General features: G+C 67.5%; 19 protein-coding genes. 13 read left to right on the forward strand and 6 right to left on the reverse strand.

Going from position 1 to position 16838, the window contains the following annotated elements; translation table 11 throughout:
• Positions 1 to 16: 16 nt before the first annotated feature.
• Complete coding sequence (locus tag WDC82_RS15790; protein WP_340118314.1) at positions 17 to 958, reverse strand: helix-turn-helix domain-containing GNAT family N-acetyltransferase; 942 nt, start codon at positions 956 to 958, stop codon at positions 17 to 19.
• Positions 959 to 1162: 204 nt separating this feature from the next.
• Here WDC82_RS15790 and purS point away from each other — a divergent pair, with 204 nt between their 5' ends.
• From purS to WDC82_RS15820, 6 genes are all read left to right on the forward strand, one after another.
• Positions 1163 to 1405, forward strand: a complete 243-nt coding sequence (gene purS, locus WDC82_RS15795) for a phosphoribosylformylglycinamidine synthase subunit PurS (RefSeq protein ID WP_340118315.1) — start codon at positions 1163 to 1165, stop codon at positions 1403 to 1405.
• Positions 1406 to 1444: 39 nt separating this feature from the next.
• Positions 1445 to 2134 (forward strand): phosphoribosylformylglycinamidine synthase subunit PurQ, encoded by a 690-nt coding sequence (gene purQ, locus WDC82_RS15800; protein ID WP_340118316.1) that lies wholly within the window; start codon positions 1445 to 1447, stop codon positions 2132 to 2134.
• The gene (gene purL, locus WDC82_RS15805) at positions 2131 to 4359 is read left to right on the forward strand and encodes a phosphoribosylformylglycinamidine synthase subunit PurL (RefSeq protein WP_340118317.1); all 2229 of its coding nucleotides are present in this window, start codon (positions 2131 to 2133) and stop codon (positions 4357 to 4359) included. The genes purQ and purL overlap by 4 nt, the downstream gene beginning before the upstream one ends.
• An 83-nt stretch (positions 4360 to 4442) precedes the next feature.
• A complete protein-coding gene (locus tag WDC82_RS15810) occupies positions 4443 to 4682 on the forward strand; it encodes a BolA family transcriptional regulator (protein WP_340118318.1) in 240 nt (79 codons plus the stop codon).
• Positions 4683 to 4785: 103 nt separating this feature from the next.
• Entirely contained in the window at positions 4786 to 5124 is a 339-nt protein-coding gene (gene grxD / locus WDC82_RS15815) for a Grx4 family monothiol glutaredoxin (protein WP_340118319.1), read from the forward strand.
• A gap of 96 nt (positions 5125 to 5220) precedes the next feature.
• Positions 5221 to 6249, forward strand: a complete 1029-nt coding sequence (locus tag WDC82_RS15820) for a DUF1835 domain-containing protein (protein ID WP_340118320.1) — start codon at positions 5221 to 5223, stop codon at positions 6247 to 6249.
• Positions 6250 to 6254: 5 nt separating this feature from the next.
• Here the strand turns inward: WDC82_RS15820 and WDC82_RS15825 are convergent, their stop codons facing one another.
• Entirely contained in the window at positions 6255 to 6974 is a 720-nt protein-coding gene (locus tag WDC82_RS15825; protein WP_340118321.1) for a glutathione S-transferase, read from the reverse strand.
• A 126-nt stretch (positions 6975 to 7100) separates the two neighbouring features.
• On the opposite strand from WDC82_RS15825, the gene WDC82_RS15830 reads away from it, so the two are divergent.
• Positions 7101 to 7991, forward strand: coding sequence for a LysR substrate-binding domain-containing protein (locus WDC82_RS15830; RefSeq protein ID WP_340118322.1), 891 nt, complete (start codon positions 7101 to 7103; stop codon positions 7989 to 7991).
• Positions 7992 to 8063: 72 nt separating this feature from the next.
• On the opposite strand, the gene WDC82_RS15835 is transcribed toward WDC82_RS15830, so the two are convergent.
• Together WDC82_RS15835 and WDC82_RS15840 are read right to left on the reverse strand one after the other, a co-directional pair.
• Positions 8064 to 9152 carry a PEP-CTERM sorting domain-containing protein gene (locus WDC82_RS15835; RefSeq protein WP_340118323.1) on the reverse strand — a complete coding sequence of 363 codons (1089 nt, stop codon included), beginning with the start codon at positions 9150 to 9152 and terminating at the stop codon, positions 8064 to 8066.
• 424 nt (positions 9153 to 9576) lie between these two features.
• A complete protein-coding gene (locus WDC82_RS15840) occupies positions 9577 to 10197 on the reverse strand; it encodes a glutathione S-transferase N-terminal domain-containing protein (RefSeq protein WP_340118324.1) in 621 nt (206 codons plus the stop codon).
• Positions 10198 to 10417: 220 nt separating this feature from the next.
• On the opposite strand from WDC82_RS15840, the gene WDC82_RS15845 reads away from it, so the two are divergent.
• The 3 genes from WDC82_RS15845 (at position 10418) to WDC82_RS15855 (ending at position 13068) form a co-directional block, all read left to right on the forward strand.
• Positions 10418 to 11329, forward strand: coding sequence for a LysR family transcriptional regulator (locus WDC82_RS15845; RefSeq protein ID WP_340118325.1), 912 nt, complete (start codon positions 10418 to 10420; stop codon positions 11327 to 11329).
• 115 nt (positions 11330 to 11444) lie between these two features.
• Positions 11445 to 12677: an MFS transporter gene (locus WDC82_RS15850; RefSeq protein ID WP_340118326.1), complete on the forward strand. Its 1233-nt coding sequence runs from the start codon at positions 11445 to 11447 to the stop codon at positions 12675 to 12677.
• Positions 12678 to 12696: 19 nt separating this feature from the next.
• Positions 12697 to 13068, forward strand: coding sequence for a hypothetical protein (locus WDC82_RS15855; RefSeq protein WP_340118327.1), 372 nt, complete (start codon positions 12697 to 12699; stop codon positions 13066 to 13068).
• A gap of 187 nt (positions 13069 to 13255) precedes the next feature.
• Here the strand turns inward: WDC82_RS15855 and rpsD are convergent, their stop codons facing one another.
• The gene (rpsD, locus tag WDC82_RS15860; RefSeq protein WP_340118329.1) at positions 13256 to 13870 is read right to left on the reverse strand and encodes a 30S ribosomal protein S4; all 615 of its coding nucleotides are present in this window, start codon (positions 13868 to 13870) and stop codon (positions 13256 to 13258) included.
• A gap of 325 nt (positions 13871 to 14195) precedes the next feature.
• On the opposite strand from rpsD, the gene WDC82_RS15865 reads away from it, so the two are divergent.
• From WDC82_RS15865 to WDC82_RS15875, 3 genes are all read left to right on the forward strand, one after another.
• The gene (locus WDC82_RS15865; protein WP_340118330.1) at positions 14196 to 15128 is read left to right on the forward strand and encodes a DMT family transporter; all 933 of its coding nucleotides are present in this window, start codon (positions 14196 to 14198) and stop codon (positions 15126 to 15128) included.
• Positions 15125 to 15547, forward strand: a complete 423-nt coding sequence (gene arfB, locus WDC82_RS15870; RefSeq protein ID WP_340118331.1) for an alternative ribosome rescue aminoacyl-tRNA hydrolase ArfB — start codon at positions 15125 to 15127, stop codon at positions 15545 to 15547. The genes WDC82_RS15865 and arfB overlap by 4 nt, the downstream gene beginning before the upstream one ends.
• A 62-nt stretch (positions 15548 to 15609) precedes the next feature.
• Positions 15610 to 16185, forward strand: coding sequence for a histidine phosphatase family protein (locus WDC82_RS15875; protein ID WP_340118332.1), 576 nt, complete (start codon positions 15610 to 15612; stop codon positions 16183 to 16185).
• Between the two features lie 327 nt (positions 16186 to 16512).
• Here WDC82_RS15875 and WDC82_RS15880 read toward each other — a convergent pair whose 3' ends face one another.
• Positions 16513 to 16821, reverse strand: coding sequence for a hypothetical protein (locus WDC82_RS15880; RefSeq protein ID WP_340118333.1), 309 nt, complete (start codon positions 16819 to 16821; stop codon positions 16513 to 16515).
• Positions 16822 to 16838: the final 17 nt, after the last annotated feature.

A 16838-nucleotide genomic window follows, 5' to 3' on the forward strand; every position in this document is an offset into this window, starting at 1 on the left:
AATCCCCCTGCTTTGTTTAACCGAGTTCCAGATCCCAGTGCTGGCCGACCAGGTCCTTGCCGAAGCTGTGATGCTTTTCTTCTTTCACCAGCGTGAAGCCTGCAGCTTCGTATATCCGGCGGGCAGATACCAGAATGTCGTTCGTCCAGAGCGTGAGTTTCTTGTAACCATGCAGCCGGGAGAAGCGGATTGCCTCGGCCACCAGGCGCTGGCCGATGCCCAGTCCGCGCGCCGCGGGCTCGACGTAGACCAGCCGCAGCTTGGCGACCGACTCCGAATCGCGCACCACGAAGGCCGAGCCGACCACCTCGCCGTCCTTCTCGGCGATCCAGCAGCGCTCGCGCTTGGGGTCGTAGGCCTCGATGAAATGCGCCACGATCTTGGCGACCAGCGCCTCGAAGGTGTCGTCCCAGCCGTATTCCTCGGCATAGAGCACGCCGTGGCGGTGGACGATCCAGCCCATGTCGCCGGGCTGCGGCGGGCGCAGGATGTAGGGCACCTTGCGCGGCTGCCGTTCCGGGCCATGGCCGCCGCCGAGGTGTTTCTCGACGGTCGCCATGGCCTGAACGACCGCTGTCTGCTCCCCGTCGTCCAGCCTGGCCAGCATGGCGCTCACCTCGGCGCGCGAGCGGGCGTTGATCTCCGCGAAGGCCTGGAGCCCCGCCGGAGTCAGGGTGATGTCCGCGGCGCGCCCGTCCGCCGCGGAACGCCGGCGCTCCACCAGGCCGTGCTTCTCGAAACGCTTGAGGATGCGGCTGAGATAGCCGGCATCGAGCCCCAGTTCGCCGGCCAGCTCCTTGGCGCTGGTGGTCTCGTGGTGAGCCAGTTCATAGAGCACCCGCGCCTCGGTCAACGAAAAGGGGCTCTCCAGCAGATGGCGGTGCAGAACCCCGATGTGCTGGGTGTAAAAGCGCGTGAAACGGCGCACGGCGTCCACCCGCCGGTCCAGCCTGGTCATGGCGGCAACTCCCTCGCGGCAACGACTTGGATGCCATCGTCCATCAATTTATATGACTTAGTCAATTAAATTGGCGGCAGGTATGGGGACAAGAAACCGCCCCCGCAAACCGCCCGATCTCGCTCGTGTGCGGCTTGTCTTGCCGGGCCGTCGCCGCTAAGGTCCGGCCAACTTTCACCCCCCGCGAGTCGGAGCGATCTGCCCATGAAGGCGCGCGTTCACGTCACCCTGAAAAACGGCGTTCTCGACCCCCAGGGCAAGGCCATCGAACACGCACTCGCCTCGCTCGGCTTCGGCGGCGTGGACGATGTGCGCCAGGGCAAGGTCATCGAGTTCCAGCTGGCCGAGAGCGACCCCGCCAAGGCCCGCGCCGAGGTCGAGGCCATGTGCGAGAAGCTGCTGGCCAATACCGTCATCGAAAACTACGCCATCGAGCTGAACGCCTGACCCGTCGTCGATGGACCGGATCTGCTTAGGAGAGCGCGCATGAAAGCCGCGGTCATCGTGTTTCCGGGTTCCAATTGTGACCGGGACGTCCAGGTTGCGCTTAGACAGTCCATGGGCAACGAACCCGTCATGGTCTGGCACAAGGACAGCGACTTCGAGAAAGTCGACCTCATCGTGCTGCCCGGCGGGTTTTCCTACGGCGACTACCTGCGCTGCGGCGCCATGGCGGCGCAGTCGCCCGTCATGAAGGAAGTGGTGGCGCGCGCCAACAAGGGCGTCGCCGTGCTGGGCATCTGCAACGGCTTCCAGGTGCTGACCGAGACGGGGCTGGTGCCCGGCGTCCTGATGCGCAACGCCGACCTGCGCTTCGTCTGCCGCGACGTCAATATCAAGGTGGAGTCGAGCCAGAGCCTGTTCACCGCGAAGTACGAGCAGGACCAGGCGATCCGCATCCCGGTTGCCCACCACGACGGCAACTACTACGCCGACGACGATACCCTCGCGGCGATGGAAGACCGCGGCCAGATCGCCTTCCGCTACTGCACGCCGGACGGCAGCGTGACGGCGGAGGCCAACCCCAACGGCTCCCTGCGCAACATCGCCGGCGTCTACAACGAAACCAAGACGGTGCTGGGCCTGATGCCTCACCCCGAGCGCCTGGCCGATCCCAAGCTGGGCGGCACCGACGGGCGCGCCCTCTTCGACGGCCTGGTGGAGGCGCTTTCGTGAGTTCCGCAGTTGCCAACGAGCAGCCCGTTACGCCGGAGGTCGTGCGCGAGCACGGACTCAACGGCCAGGAATACGACCTCATCCTCGACATCATGGGCCGCGAGCCGAACCTGCTGGAGCTCGGCATCTTCTCGGTGATGTGGTCGGAGCACTGCTCCTACAAATCTTCCAAGAAGTGGCTGAAGACCCTGCCGACCAAGGGCCCGCAGGTCATCAAGGGGCCCGGCGAGAACGCCGGCGTCATCGACATCGGCGAGGGCCTGGCCGCCATCTTCAAGATGGAGAGCCACAACCACCCGAGCTACATCGAGCCCTATCAGGGCGCCGCGACCGGCGTCGGCGGCATCCTGCGCGACGTCTTCACCATGGGCGCGCGGCCGGTGGCCAACCTGAACGCGCTGCGCTTCGGCTCGCCCGACCACCCCAAGACCCGCCACCTGATCGCCGGCGTGGTCGCCGGCATCGGCGGCTACGGCAACTGCGTGGGCGTGCCGACGGTGGGCGGCGAGGTGAACTTCGACCCGTCCTACAACGGCAATATCCTGGTCAATGCCATGACCGTGGGCATCGCCCCGGCCGACCGCATCTTCTATTCGGCCGCCGCCGGTGTCGGAAAGCCCGTGGTCTACGTCGGCTCCAAGACCGGACGCGACGGCATCCACGGCGCCACCATGGCCTCGGCCGAGTTCGACGACGATTCCCAGGAGAAGCGCCCGACCGTTCAGGTCGGCGATCCCTTCACCGAGAAGCTGCTGATCGAGGCCTGCCTGGAGCTGATGGCGACCGACGCCATCGTCGCCATCCAGGACATGGGTGCCGCTGGTCTCACCTCCTCCTCCTTCGAGATGGCCTCCAAGGGCGGCTCCGGCGTCGAGCTGGAGCTCGACAAGGTGCCCTGCCGCGAGGCGGGCATGACGCCCTACGAGATGATGCTGTCGGAAAGCCAGGAGCGCATGCTGATGGTGCTGCAGCCCGGCAAGGAAGACTTGGCGCGCGGCATCTTCGAGAAGTGGGACCTCGACTTCGCCATCATCGGCCGCCTCACCGACAGCGGGCGCATGGTGCTGAAGATGCATGGTGAAGTGGTCGGCGACCTGCCGATCGATCCGCTCGCCGAAGCATCGCCCGAATACGACCGCCCGTGGCAGCCGACCCCGGCGCAGGACGACGTCGACCCCGAGGGCTTCACCCCCTCGGTCACCCCCGCCGAGGCGCTGAAGCGCCTGATGGCGACACCGGACCTCTGCTCCAAGCGCTGGGTGTGGGAGCAGTACGACCACATGGTCATGGGCGACACCGTGGCGCGGCCCGGCGGCGATGCCGCCGTGGTGCGCATCCACGGCTCCAACCGCGGCCTCGCCGCCAGCAGCGACTGCACGCCGCGCTACTGCAAGGCGGACCCGGAGCGCGGCGGCGCCCAGGCGGTGGCCGAGAGCTGGCGCAACCTCACCGCGGTCGGCGCCCGTCCCTTGGCCGTCACCGACAACATGAACTTCGGCAACCCGGAGCGGCCCGAGATCATGGGCCAGTTCGTCGGCTGCATCGCCGGCATGAAGGCGGCCTGCGAGGCGCTCGACTACCCCGTCGTCTCCGGCAATGTCTCGCTCTACAACGAGACCAACGGCCAGGCCATCCTGCCGACCCCGGTGATCGGCGGCGTCGGCCTGATCGACGATCTCGACCGCATCGTCAGCGCGGCGCTGCCCGGTGAGGGCCAGACCCTGGTGCTGATCGGCGAGACGACGGGCCACCTCGGCGCTTCGATCTACCTGCGCGACATCGAGGGCACGCGGAAGGGCGCGCCGCCGCCGGTCGACCTCGCCGCCGAGCGGCGCAACGGCGATTTCGTGCGGGCGCAGATCCACGCCGGCGCCATCACCGCCTGCCACGACCTCGCCGACGGCGGCCTCGCGGTCGCCCTCGCCGAGATGGCGCTGGCCGGCAGCTGCGGCGCCGATATCGCCGACGCCGCGGGCGTGCCCGGCAATCCCCCTCTCTGCGCGTGGTTGTTCGGCGAGGACCAGGCGCGCTATCTTGTGACCACAGCCGATTCCGGGGCTTTGCTGGCCGCCGCCGAGAAAGCCGGCGTGCCGGCGCGGGCGATCGGGCGCACCGGCCCCCAGGGTGGAGATGCGCGCTTGATCATCGCACCGGGGGAGGCCATATCCCTGGCGGACCTCAGGGCCGCGCACGAGGACTGGCTGCCCGGCTACATGAACCGCTAGCCACCGATCAGGAGCTAGGGCGGCGGAACGAGACAGGGTCTGAGAAAAGGCCCGTAGAGGATTGAGGGACAAGGATAATTTTCATGCCGATGAACCCGTCGGAAATCGAGGGAATGATCAAGGCGGCGATGCCTGACGCCCAGGTGCGGATCGAGGACCTGCGCGGCGACGGCGACCACTACGCCGCCTATGTCACCTCGACGGCCTTCCGCGGCAAGACCCGGGTGCAGCAGCACCAGATGGTCTACGAGGCCCTGCAGGGCCGCATGGGCAACGAGCTTCATGCGCTGGCGCTGCAAACCTCGGCACCGCCCGAGGCCTGAGCCGGGACACGTCGCGCTTAAACCGTTTTGTGAACAACGGCCCTCAGAGGCCAAGGCGGCCGCGGTAGGGCGGCTGGCCGTTTTCGGGAAAGGAGTTCAGGTTATGGACGATACCGTAGCCGCGCGGATCAAGCAGGAGATCGACGACAACCAGGTCGTGCTGTTCATGAAGGGCACGCCGGTGTTCCCGCAGTGCGGCTTCTCCGCCGCCGTGGTGCAGATCCTCTCGCACCTCAATGTGAAGTTCAAAGGCGTCGACGTGCTGCAGGATCCGGGCATCCGCCAGGGCATCAAGGACTTCAGCAACTGGCCGACCATCCCCCAGCTCTACGTGAAGGGCGAGTTCGTCGGCGGCTGCGACATCATCCGCGAGATGTTCCAGTCCGGCGAGCTGCAGGAGTTCCTCAACACCAACGGCGTCGAGGCCAAGCCGGCGGCCTAAGCGCCAGCGACAGCCGAAAGACAAAGGGGCCGCCCCCGCCGGGAGCGGCCCCTTTTTTCGCCGAGCTCAGCAACCTCCGCGTACAATCTAAGCCGAATGATCAACGACCCCAGCAAGACCCTTCATGTCGTCTCGGGCGGCTCTGCGGCAGGCTGCCTGAAGCAGGCCCTGCGGGTCAGGAACCATCAGGTCCTCGTCGGGGATTCAGACCTCCATTGTGGACCGGCCCCCATGATGGACGACCTGATTGCCTGGCATCGAATACGGAAAGTCTATTCCGATACTCTCTTCGAGACTTGGCACCGCGCCATGTCCGATCACCCTCTGCCGCCAACGGTCTCCTTCGGCGACGAGCCGGAAATCGGTCCGCACATCGATGGCGAGCGCCTCGCCGAGGCCCCTGAAGTGGTCGTCTGGGTCACCCAGGGACTGGCCGACCAGTTGCTGCTGACCTGGATTGTCTTTCTGTTTGATCGCTTCAAGTTCGACCACGCGAAGCTACGCGTCGTCGAGTTCGAACACTCCCATCAGAAGTGGCCTCTCGTGACCATCGGCATGTTGAGCCCCGAGGCGATCAATCGCCTGAACCCGGGCGCCAAGCCGCTGGGCTCGGATCAAATTGAAGAACTCAGGAGAGCTTGGCAGGCATATACCGCTAGCGACCCGGGGTTGCTGGTCGACTACCTTGCCGATCCCGGTCTTCTGCCATTTCTGCACCGCGCTATGGCTGAGCTTATCTACCGCTATCCGGACGTTCGCACGGGACTGAGCCGCTGGGACGAGGTGCTGCTTCGCCAAACCATCGAAAACGGACCGCTACCGCGGAAAATCACCGGCTACGCCATGGCATTCTCTGACACTCCCGACTGGGTGAGAGACCCCTACCTCTACGATCGCCTCACGAAGCTGGGCGGCTTGGGTCCGTCGTCGCCGCTTGTTTCGCTCAGCAGCAGTCAGCCTCTCAAGAAGCAGCATCTCGTCGAGATCACGGATTTCGGGCGCAAGGTCCTGGCGGGCGAAGCCAACCACGTGGCGGAGAACGGTATCGACGACTGGGTCGGCGGCGTGCACCTCACCCCCGATACCGTTGTGTTCCGTGACGGCGACCGCCTGCTGATGACCTGAATGGCTCACCCTACCTCCTTCACCATCGCCAGCGTCTCCTCCAGGCTCACCTGGCCGGCGAAGCCGCCGCTGCTCTGCGCTCCCTCCCCGTGCTCGATCGCCAGTGCGAAGCGCACGGCGGGATCGTCCTTCAGCTTCTCGAAGAGGCGATGCAGGCCGGGATAGTCCCGGCGGTCGACCGCCTGGTGGAAGTCGGCCCAGCGGGCAATCCCGAAGAAGTACGCATCCGCCAGGCTGCGGCGGCCAAGCAGCCAATCGCCGCCACCCAGCAGCGCCTCCAGCTGTCCGTGGGTCTTTGCCACCATGGCCCTGCCGTAGGCGGTGAGCGCCGCCTTCTCCGCCCCTTCGCTGCCGTGCTCCAGCGCGTACCACAGAGGGCTGAAGGCGCCGAAGAAGCTGGTGTTGAGAAAGCCGAGCATGGCGTTCAGGCGATCGAAGTCGCGGCTGCCCTGGGCGAACGCCGGACCGCTGCCCGGCGCCCCGGTCTCCATGCGCCAGGCGCCGATGTGGTTCAGGATCGCCAGGCTCTCGCTGATCACGTCGCCGCGGGCGGTCATCAGCGACGGTGTCTCGCCCACCGGATTGAGACGCCGGTAGTCCGCGCCGGAGACCACCTCCGGCATCTGGACGCGGCAAAGGCGGTAGGGCCGCCCGCTCCATTCGAGCGCGACGATGGACCCGAGGGAACAGCCCTCCGGCACGCCGTAGAAGAGGATGGGATGCATGGGTCGTCTCCATTTCGTATTGCCGCCGAGGGCCGAGTCCCTTGGCCCAGGCACCTTGCGGGTATGGACGTTGACGCGGTAGCCGGCAGAAAGGAGACTTATCGTTCACATATATGGACGACGGACATGCTGAACCTCAACGACCTCCGCTTTTTCGTGCAGGCCGTGGACTGCGGCGGCTTCACCGCCGCCGGCCGGCGCCTCGGCGCGCCGAAAACCACCGTCAGCAAGCGGGTGGCCGAGCTGGAAACGGCGCTCGGTGCCCGCCTCATCCACCGCACCTCGCGCAGCTTCACCCTCACCGAGGTGGGGCGCGACTTCTACGACCACGCCCGCGCCGCCCTGATCGAGGCGGAGACTGCCGAAGCCATGGTGCGCCGGCGCCAGGCCGAGCCCAGCGGCACCCTGCGCCTCACGGCCTCGGTGCCGACCGCCCAGCTCTACCTTGCCGACCACCTGCCGGCCCTGGCCGAGGCCTATCCGAAACTGCACCTCGTCGTGGAGGTGACCGACCGCTTCGTCGACCTGGTGCAGGAGGGTTTCGACATCGCGCTGCGTAGCCACTTCGCGCCGCTGCCGGACTCGCAGTTGCTGCAGCGCCCGCTCGCGCGTGAGGACATCGTTCTGATCGCCGCGCCCGCCTACCTGGAGAAACACGGTACGCCGCAGTGGCCGCAGGACCTCGCCGTCCACGCCGGCCTGCTGACCGGCCCCGGCGCGACCACCTGGCGCCTTGGCGGAGGCGATGCCGACGAGGCGGTCGAAGTGACGCCGCGTCCGCGGATGTTGGCCGACGAGTCCGTGGTGCTGTTGAAGGCCGCGGCGGCCGGCCTCGGCATCACCTGCCTGCCGGAGGCGATGTGCCGCGACGAGCTTGCGCGCGGCGCTGTGGTACGCGTGCTGCCCGGCTGGACCGCCGGCAGCGTCACCACCACCCTGCTGATGCCGCACCGGCGCGGGCAACTGCCGGCGGTGCGCGCCGTGGTCGACTTTCTCTGTGCGCGCCTGGCACGATGACAGCGAAAGCAGCGGCAAAGAGAAACGGCGGCTCCAGGAGCCGCCGTTTCCGTTTCCGGCTGACCGCCCGCTTCAGATCAGCTTGCGGCGACGCCCCGTGAAGGCCAGGCCCGCGAGGCCGAGCCCGAGAAGGGCGAGGCTCGCCGGCTCGGGGATCTTCTGGAACACGGCACTGGCCGTGCCGATGAAGAGCTGTTCGTAGCCGTTGTTCAGGTCCTTGCCGAAGTTGTTGTAGATCGCGCAGCTGCCGTCGACGATGCCGCCAAAGCTTGGGTCGCAGCCCAGCCGCAGGTCGACGTGCAGGACGAACTGGCTGAGGTCAACGCTCGCCAGGATCATCGCATCCAGCAGCGCGTTGAACTCCGGGAAGATCACCCCGTAAGCCGCCTGATCGGCACCGAGGTTGTGATTGATCGGCCCGTAGACATGCGGCCCCGCGCAGGACACCGGCGTGATGGCGGCATCCAGGCAGATCGCGCCGCCGGACAGCACGTAGTCCGTGTCGAGATTGCTGCCGACATCGGGACCGGCGCCGGCGCTGCCCGCCTGATAGGAGCTGGGGTCGCCGTTGAACACCCCGCCGCCGCCTTCGCTGACCAGGGCATAGGGGCTGTTGTTGTTGGTGAGCTCCCAGACCGCCTGGCCGTTCGCGTTGCCGGTACCGGGCGCGTAGGGGGCGACGGTGATGATGTTGCCCAGGCTGTCGGTGATCGAGATCTGCATCCAGGCGGCCAAGGTCTGGCTTGCCGAACCGCCGCTGTTCACGTTGTTGTTGTTGAAGAAGAAGATCATGTCTTCGCCGCCGAGGAACGAGCCCAGCGCGCCGAGATTGGCGTCCCAGGTCTGAGCCTGGTCGCCTGTGAACGCGCCGCCCACCTGGCTGGGGTCGGCATAGGTGCCGGTGGAGAAGTATGTGCTGCCGCTCTCGCCCGACGGCGTGGCGTAGGCATTGTCCATGCCGGCGAAGTTGGTGGTGGTGGGATTGGAACTGGTGCCGGTGGCGACGACCACCAGGTCCTTGATCTGACCCGGAGTCGAGGAGACGTAGAACTCCTCGCCCGGCGACGGCGTGCTGCCGTTCTTTTCAAGTCCGGCGATCGGCAGCGAGTACGACAGCGCGTCGCCGTACTGGACGTAGCCCAACCCCGTCAGGTTCACCATCGGAGCCGCGAGCGCTATCGGCGCAGTGCTCCATGAGGCTGCCGCGGCGACCAGGCAACCCACAACACAATCTCTGGTTCTCACGATCTACTCCCCGAAGACGGCTTATTGTGCCTACGATCATATAAGCAGGTTTCATGCCACATTGATTACGCGAGCCGTCATGGAGCGATTTCTGGTTAACGCCGCATACACAAGAGCGCTGCTGGAAATAATTCCGACAGGTGGCCGCGCCGGAGGTTCTCCGAAAAGGCCACAAAACTTGAGAAAAGTTATTTTCTTTCAATATATTACGACGAAGTGACGCAACCTCAGGAGTGCAAAAAAAACTTACACAACAAGAAGAGGTTGCGTGCGGCCTTCGGCCAGAGACCTCCGCAAGGGCTGCAAGCGGAGGAATCACTTCCCGAATGACGCGGAAAACTCAGCCCTGGGGATAGGCGACATCCGGCGGGTAAGTCGCCTGAAACTCGGGGCGCGCTTCAAGGCGCCGCGACAATGCGTCCAGCGCGGGGTAGCGGCCTTCCGGCAGCAGTTCCGGATCGGCCATCTCCACGTAGCGCAGGGCGCAGGCGGTGGTGATCTGGGCCTGGTCGAGGCCTGCCTCGACCGCCCAGGGCGCGGCGTCCAGCGCCGTCAGCGCACCCGCCGCCTGGATGCGGAGCCGGGCGATCCACTCGGGCCAGCGGTAAGCCGGCGGGCGGATCATGCGCTCGTAGGCGCCCGCCCCCGCCTTGTCGACCAGGCCCGTCGCCAGCGCGATGATCTGCAACACGTGGCGGCGCTGCGCGCCAGCGAGCGGGACGAGTGCGCGCGCCGGCCCCACCTCCTGGTCGAGCCAGTCGAGGATCGCGGCGGAATCTATCAGCACCGCGCCATCATCGATCACCAGCGAGGGGATGCGCCCCAGCGGGTTGGTCTGGCGCATGGAGTCGAAATCGCCGAAGACGGAGCGCTGGTCGTGTTCGTAGTCGTAGCCGAGGACACGCAGCGAAATGCCGACGCGACGCACGAAGGGAGAATCGTATTGGCCGACGAGGATCATGGGCGAAGTCTAGCCGTGCGCCAGTGGCTGTCACCGAGATTTGCGCACCCCGCGCCCTGCCCGCCCCCTCTTCAAGCCTCGTCTCAAGATCAGAAACATCATGCAACAGATTGAAATCGATCAGATATACAGCCCAACCTCAACGCAACCATGAGGCCTCATGCCGCAGCGGCAACTTTCCGCTTTGGCATGATCTCACCTTCCACATTAAGGTTCCGGCATGAAGATTTCCGAGATCCGTGCCTTCCTGGCGGTCGCCGAGGCGGGCTCCATGCACGCCGCCGCGGCCCGGCTGAACCTGACCCAGCCGGCGGTCTCGCGGCTCATCCAGCGGCTGGAGGCGGAGCTCGGGGCGGTACTGTTCGACCGCACCTCCAAGCCGCCGACCCTGACTCCCGCCGGCCACCAGGCTCTCGCCCACGGCCGCCGCGTCGTCCAGGCGCTGGACGACCTCTCCGGCAGCGTCGCCGAGGGCGCCGACCCGCGCGGCAGCTTCCGCCTCGGCGTCTCGCTGGGCCTGTCGCAGCTGGTATTGAACGAGCCGCTCGACAGCCTGCGGCGCCAGTTCCCCGGCCTGGTGTTCCAGGTCAGCAGCGCCTGGAGCGGCGACCTGTTGAAGGACGTCGAGAGCAACGCCCAGAACGCCGCGGTCGTGCTGTCTTCCGACCGCAGCGAGCCGGCGACCACCCTGCCCCTCAGCCGGGTCGGCAGCGACCGGCTGATGGTGGTGACGGCGGCGACCTCGCCGCTGCCGCCGCGTGCGGCATTGGGCGACCTTGCCGGCCAGGGCTGGGTGCTGCATCCGGAAGGCTGCAGCTACCGCAGCGCCCTGAAGCGCGCGCTGGCCCAGGACGCGAGCCCCTTCGTCGTCGCCGTCGAGGCCTTCGACCAGGAACTGCAGCTCTCCCTGGTCGCCCGCGGCAACGGGCTGGGCCTGGTACCGAGCTGCCTGCTGCGCCACAGCGCCTATCGCGACCGTCTGCGCGCCATCGAGGTGCCGGAACTCGACTACCGCCTCGCCGTCTGGATCGCCCGCGGCCGTTTCATCGGCTCGCTCGCCACCGTGGTCGATGCCCTGGAGACGGCGACCCGGCACATGCTGGCCGCCTCAGATCATGCCGAACTGGCATGATAATAATTATCAAATTGAATTTGCGGAATAATCTGAGGCTCCCTAGATTGCTGGCCAAGCCGCTTGCTTCGCGCCGGAGTCTCTCTCGGCGCCCGATTCCGGAGCCTCGCCCCCGATGAGCCCTATCACCGAGACCCTGCCGTCACGCCCTTCCCTGCCGGGCTGGCGCACGCCCCTGGTCATTCTGGTCGCCGGCTGCCTGCTGGCCCTGCTGTCCTTCGGCATCCGCGCCAGCTTCGGCCTCTTCCTCTCACCGATGTCCGACGAGTTCGGCTGGGGCCGCGAGATCTTCGCCATCGCCATCGCCGTGCAGAACCTGCTGTGGGGCCTGTCCCAGCCGGTCGCCGGCGCGGTGGCCGACCGCTACGGCAGCGGCCGGGTGCTGGCGGTGGGCGCCCTGCTCTACGCCGCCGGCCTGTTCCTCATGTCCGGCGCTTCGACGCCGGGCCTGCTGATGCTGTCGACCGGCATCCTGGTCGGCGTCGGCGTCGCCGGCGCCTCCTTCGCCATTGTGCTGGCCGCCTTCGCCCGGCTGGTGCCGGAGGACAAGCGCTCCTGGGCGCTGGGCCTGGGCACCGCCGCCGGCTCGGCCGGGCAGTTCTTCGTGGTGCCGCTGGGCCAGAGCTTCATCAGCGCCTACGGCTGGTCGACCGCCCTCACCCTGCTGGGCTTCATGGCCCTCATCATGGTGCCGCTCTCGACCGCGCTGACCGGCCGGTCGGACCGCGCAGGCTTCCACCAGTCGGCCGGCAACGCGCTCAAGGAAGCTTTTAAGCACCCGAGCTACAACCTTCTGACTCTTGGCTTTTTCGTCTGCGGCTTCCACGTCGCCTTCATTCAGACCCACCTACCGCCCTACATCACCGACATGGGTCTCGATGCCGGGCTGGCGGCCTGGGCGCTGGCCATCGTCGGTGGCGCCAACATCGTCGGCGCCCTCACCTCGGGCATGCTGGGCGCGCGCTTCAGCAAGAAGTACCTGCTTTCCGGCCTCTACTTCGCCCGCGCGGTGGTCATCACCCTCTTCGTCCTGCTGCCGATCAGCCCGGCCAGCGTGCTGGTCTTCTCCGGGGCCATGGGCCTGCTGTGGCTCTCCACCGTGCCGCTGACGTCCGGCCTGGTGGCGCAGTTCTTCGGCACCCGCCACATGGCCATGCTGTTCGGCGTGGTGTTCTTCAGCCACCAGGTCGGGGCTTTCCTCGGCGTCTGGCTGGGCGGCTACTTCTTCGACGCAACGGGGTCCTACGACCTGGTGTGGTGGGGCAGCGTGGCGCTTGGCCTCCTCGCCGCCGCGGTGCACTGGCCGATCCGCGAGGCCCCGGTGGCCCGCCTCGCCGGCGCCGGCTGAGGCACCACGCGCCACGCCCATGCGGGGCCTCACCCTCAAGATCGGGCTGCTGTTCCTCGCCCTCTGGCTGGCGGTCATGGCCGTTGCCCTGCCGCTGGCCAGCCTGCCGGAGGAGGCCGCCGGACGGGTGCTCGTGGCCTTCCCGCCCGGCCAGTCTCCCGACGCCCGCCTGCTGGCCATCGCCGCAGCCGGCGGCCGCCCGGTGCTGCCGATGCTGGGCGGGCGCGCCTGGCTCGCCGAGGCGCAGGAGCCGGGATTCGTCGGCCGCCTGAAGGCCGCCGGCGCCTGGGCCGCCTTCCGCCCGGCGACCTTCGCGGTGCTGCCGGGCGGCGGCTGCTTCTACATCTCGGTGCGCAAACCGGGCCCGCCGCAGCCTCATCCGCCAATCTAGAGACGCGACTTTATATATAAATTTCAGTAGATTATTGGTCGTTGCTAATCTTAAAGTGCGGCCTCAAGAACAGGCCCGATCGGTCCGTGTCTTGGCCGAAACGCATCCGGCCAGAAGAACCCGGCCAAAAGAAAAGGGCCGGCGCTTGCAGCAGCCGGCCCTTTTCGGAACGCTCCGTCGCGCAGGATCAGCGCGAGTAGTACTCGATGACGAGGTGCGGCTCCATCGCGACCGGATAGGGCACGTCGGCCAGCTTGGGCTCGCGCACGTAGGTCGCCTTCATCTGATTGTGGTCGACCTCGATGTAGTCCGGCAGGTCACGCTCCACCGACTCGACACCCTGCAGCACCAGCGGCAGCTCCCGGCTCTTGGACTTCACCTGAATCACGTCGCCGTCCTGCACCTGGTAGGAGGGGATGTTGACGCGCTTGCCGTTCACGGTGACGTGGCCGTGGTTCACGAACTGGCGGGCGGCGAAGACGGTCGGGACGAACTTGGCGCGGTAGACCACGGCGTCGAGGCGACGCTCCAGCAGGCCGACGAGGTTCTCGCCGGTGTCGCCGCGGCGGCGCGAGGCCTCCGCATAATAGCGGCGGAACTGCTTCTCGCCGATGTTGCCGTAGTAGCCCTTCAGCTTCTGCTTGGCCGCCAGCTGGATGCCGTAGTCCGTCGGCTTGCGGCGGCGCTGGCCGTGCTGGCCCGGGGCGTATTCGCGCTTGTTGAAGGGGCTCTTGGGCCGGCCCCAGAGGTTGACACCGAGGCGGCGATTGATCTTGTACTTGGACGCAACGCGCTTGGACATGGCGCTTGCCACTCCTTTCTTTCATCGATGCCGGCGTGCTTCTCGCCACCGGCCTTGTTGTTCCGGTAGGCCCTGGAACCTCCCGCCAAGCCGCAAGGCTGGAGGGAAAGCCGGAAAATCCGGCCTTTCCGCCGTCGCGCCTTTCAGGCAAACCTGTGCCGCGCCGGCGATGTTCCTGGGCGGGGTTGGGGCTTCCGACCTTAAGGTCGTGAGAGGCCCTCCCGCGTTCCCGGAAAGGAAGCCGGGACTATACGCAGGCGCGCCGGATTGTCAAATTCTCCAAGAGGCCGCGGCCAGAGACCCTTAACGTACTAATTTGTAAGCCATGTTAACCAATTCCGCCGAGACCGCCCGGGCCGGCCACAAGAAGGGCCTGCTGCTGACCGCCCTGGGGGTCCTGATCCTGACTCCGGACACCCTGCTGGTGCGCCTGATCGACGCCGAGCCCTTCACCCTGCTGGTCTGGCGCGGGGTGCTGCAGGCGCTCGGCATCCTGGCGATTCTCGCCGTGCAGCACCGCGGGCGCCTTACCGCCCCCTTCCGGGCGGTCGGCCGCTGGGGCCTGCTGCTGGCGGTGGTGTTCTCCGGCTGCACCCTGTTCTTCATCCTGGCCTTGAGCCTCACCGCGGTCGCCGACGTGCTGGTCATCGTCGCCGCCGCGCCGCTGGCCGCCGCCGTCTTCAGCCTGGTCTTCCTCGGCGAAGGGGTGCCGCTGCGCACCTGGGTCGCCATCTCCCTCGCCGTGGTCGGCATCGCCCTGCTGGTCTCCGAGGATCTCGGGGCCGGCTCGCTGCTGGGCGATCTCGCCGCCGGAGTCTGCGCGCTGTGCATCGGCGCCACCTTCACCATCACCCGCCATGCGCGGGCGGTCAGCATGGTGCCGGCGATGGCCCTGGCGGGCGTCTTCACCGCTGCCGTGGCGCTGCCCATCGCCCTGGTGACGGAGAGCGGCCCCTTCTTCTTCACCGGCGCGCAACTCGGCTACACGCTTGCCATGGGTCTCGTCGTGGTGCCGCTGTCCTTCGCCCTCATCGCCGTTGGTCCGCGCTACCTGCCAGCGGCCGAGGTCGGCCTCATCCTGCTGCTGGAAACCGTACTCGGCCCGCTGTGGGTCTGGCTGGCGATCGGCGAGTATCCCGGCGACCTGGCGCTGATCGGCGGTGGGCTGGTGGTCGTCACCCTGGCCGGTCATTCCCTCGCCGGCGCGCGCCGCCGCCGCCCTGCCCTGGCAGGCGCCCAGGGGAGTGCCACGCCGTGATCAAGGTCACCAACTCGGTCGCGCTGGATCCCGCCGAGATCGAGGAGAGCTTCGTGCGCTCCGGCGGCCCCGGCGGGCAGAACGTGAACAAGGTGGCGACCGCCGTGCAGCTGCGCTTCGGCCTGCGCCACTCGCCCTCGCTGCCGGCGGGCCTGCGCGCCCGCGCCGAGCGCCTGGCCGGCAAGCGCCTGACCAAGGACGGCGTGCTGGTGATCACCGCCAACCGCTTCCGCAGCCAGGAGCGCAACCGCGAGGACGCCCTGGAGCGCCTGGTCGAACTGCTACGCAAGGCCGCCATCCCGCCGACCCCGCGCAAGCCGACGCGCACGCCGCGGTCGGTGCAGCGCAAGCGCCTGGAGGACAAGGTCAAGCGCGGCGAAGTGAAGAAGCTGCGCCGCGGGCCGCGCACCGACGACTGAGGACCTGCAGTCCGGCCTGACGGCCCCTTGCCGTCCGTGCGCCGGCCTCTAGGTCATACCGCATGAACGGACCCCTCCTGCGCACAGCCCTGGCCACGCTGATCCTCTCGGCCGCCATCGTGGCCGGCAGCCCGGCGAAGGCGAGCGAAGCGCTGCAGCGCCTGGCCGAGCCGCGCACCCATGCCATCCTGCGCCACGCCATCGCGCCGGGCACCGGCGATCCGCCCGGTTTCACGCTGGGCGACTGCGCGACCCAGCGCAATCTGGACGAGCGCGGGCGCGCGCAGGCACGCGCCATCGGCGCCGCGATCCGCGATGCCGGCGTGACGGTCGACCAGGTGCTGACAAGCCAATGGTGCCGCTCGGCGGAGACCGCGGCGCTGCTGGACGTCGGTCCGGTGCGCGAGGAGCCGGCGCTCAACTCCTTTTTCGCCGACCGCAGCACGGAACCGGCGCAGACCGCAGCGCTGCGCCGCCTGCTGGCCGGCCTGCCGGCGGAAGAAACCGCCCTGCTGGTCAGCCACCAGGTAAACGTCACCGCCCTCACCGGCATTTACCCGCGTTCGGGCGAAGTGGTGATTCTGCGCGTGGCGGAGGATGGCGGCCTCGAAACCATCGGGCGCTTCCTCCTGGAATAACGGCCGAAGAATCGAAAACCCCCTCGCCGGCCGGCGTTACAGGATTCACACACTTCGGATGCTGTAGAGCTTCGCCCTTGCCAAACCACGGCTGTCGTCCCGGGACTTGATCCCGGGACCCAATGCCCTGGCCGATTGACCGATCATGGACAGAGCATCCGGTGCTCGCGGCCAGCGGGGATGCAACCGTCACACCTTATCGCCACGCGCTGACGCCAATGGGTCCCGGGGTCAAGCCCCGGGACGACAACGGTGTATGCAGAAGCGTTGCGGCTAAACCGCGAGCGATGTGAAAACACCCTCGCCGGCGGGCGAGGGTGTTTTCATTCACAAGGGTGACGGCGGTGGGCGGTCCGGTTCCTCGGGCGGAATCTCCGGACGCTCCGGAAAGTCCGGCGGCTCGTCGGGCGGGATCTCCGGATGCTCCGGCCGGTCGGGCGGCACTTCCGGCCGCTCGGGTTCATCGGGCGGAATCTCCGGCCGATCGGGCTGGTCCGGCGGGATCTCGATCGGGGGCTTGTCCGGATCCGGTGCCGGCGGCGGCCGTACCGGTTCCGGCGGCCGCTCAGGCGGTGGCCGCGGCGTTCCCGCTTCCCGCGGGAGCCCCGCCTCCGGGTCGGCTGCTGCCCGCCGCATCGTCGCCTCCCTCAGGC

It is taken from the genome of Pelagibius sp. 7325 (assembly GCF_037652055.1).
In the GTDB taxonomy this organism is placed as follows: domain Bacteria; phylum Pseudomonadota; class Alphaproteobacteria; order Kiloniellales; family Kiloniellaceae; genus Pelagibius.

Coding starts and splice junctions, on each gene's coding strand:
- WDC82_RS15865 (WP_340118330.1), top strand. CDS start 14,196: ATGTTAACCAATTCCGCCGAGACCGCCCGGGCCGGCCACAAGAAGGGC.
- WDC82_RS15845 (WP_340118325.1), top strand. CDS start 10,418: ATGAAGATTTCCGAGATCCGTGCCTTCCTGGCGGTCGCCGAGGCGGGC.
- WDC82_RS15855 (WP_340118327.1), top strand. CDS start 12,697: ATGCGGGGCCTCACCCTCAAGATCGGGCTGCTGTTCCTCGCCCTCTGG.
- WDC82_RS15850 (WP_340118326.1), top strand. CDS start 11,445: ATGAGCCCTATCACCGAGACCCTGCCGTCACGCCCTTCCCTGCCGGGC.
- WDC82_RS15820 (WP_340118320.1), top strand. CDS start 5,221: ATGATCAACGACCCCAGCAAGACCCTTCATGTCGTCTCGGGCGGCTCT.
- WDC82_RS15875 (WP_340118332.1), top strand. CDS start 15,610: ATGAACGGACCCCTCCTGCGCACAGCCCTGGCCACGCTGATCCTCTCG.
- WDC82_RS15840 (WP_340118324.1), bottom strand. CDS start 10,197: ATGATCCTCGTCGGCCAATACGATTCTCCCTTCGTGCGTCGCGTCGGC.
- WDC82_RS15825 (WP_340118321.1), bottom strand. CDS start 6,974: ATGCATCCCATCCTCTTCTACGGCGTGCCGGAGGGCTGTTCCCTCGGG.
- purS (WP_340118315.1), top strand. CDS start 1,163: ATGAAGGCGCGCGTTCACGTCACCCTGAAAAACGGCGTTCTCGACCCC.
- rpsD (WP_340118329.1), bottom strand. CDS start 13,870: ATGTCCAAGCGCGTTGCGTCCAAGTACAAGATCAATCGCCGCCTCGGT.
- WDC82_RS15810 (WP_340118318.1), top strand. CDS start 4,443: ATGCCGATGAACCCGTCGGAAATCGAGGGAATGATCAAGGCGGCGATG.
- WDC82_RS15830 (WP_340118322.1), top strand. CDS start 7,101: ATGCTGAACCTCAACGACCTCCGCTTTTTCGTGCAGGCCGTGGACTGC.
- WDC82_RS15880 (WP_340118333.1), bottom strand. CDS start 16,821: ATGCGGCGGGCAGCAGCCGACCCGGAGGCGGGGCTCCCGCGGGAAGCG.
- WDC82_RS15835 (WP_340118323.1), bottom strand. CDS start 9,152: ATGGTGAACCTGACGGGGTTGGGCTACGTCCAGTACGGCGACGCGCTG.
- WDC82_RS15790 (WP_340118314.1), bottom strand. CDS start 958: ATGACCAGGCTGGACCGGCGGGTGGACGCCGTGCGCCGTTTCACGCGC.
- purQ (WP_340118316.1), top strand. CDS start 1,445: ATGAAAGCCGCGGTCATCGTGTTTCCGGGTTCCAATTGTGACCGGGAC.
- grxD (WP_340118319.1), top strand. CDS start 4,786: ATGGACGATACCGTAGCCGCGCGGATCAAGCAGGAGATCGACGACAAC.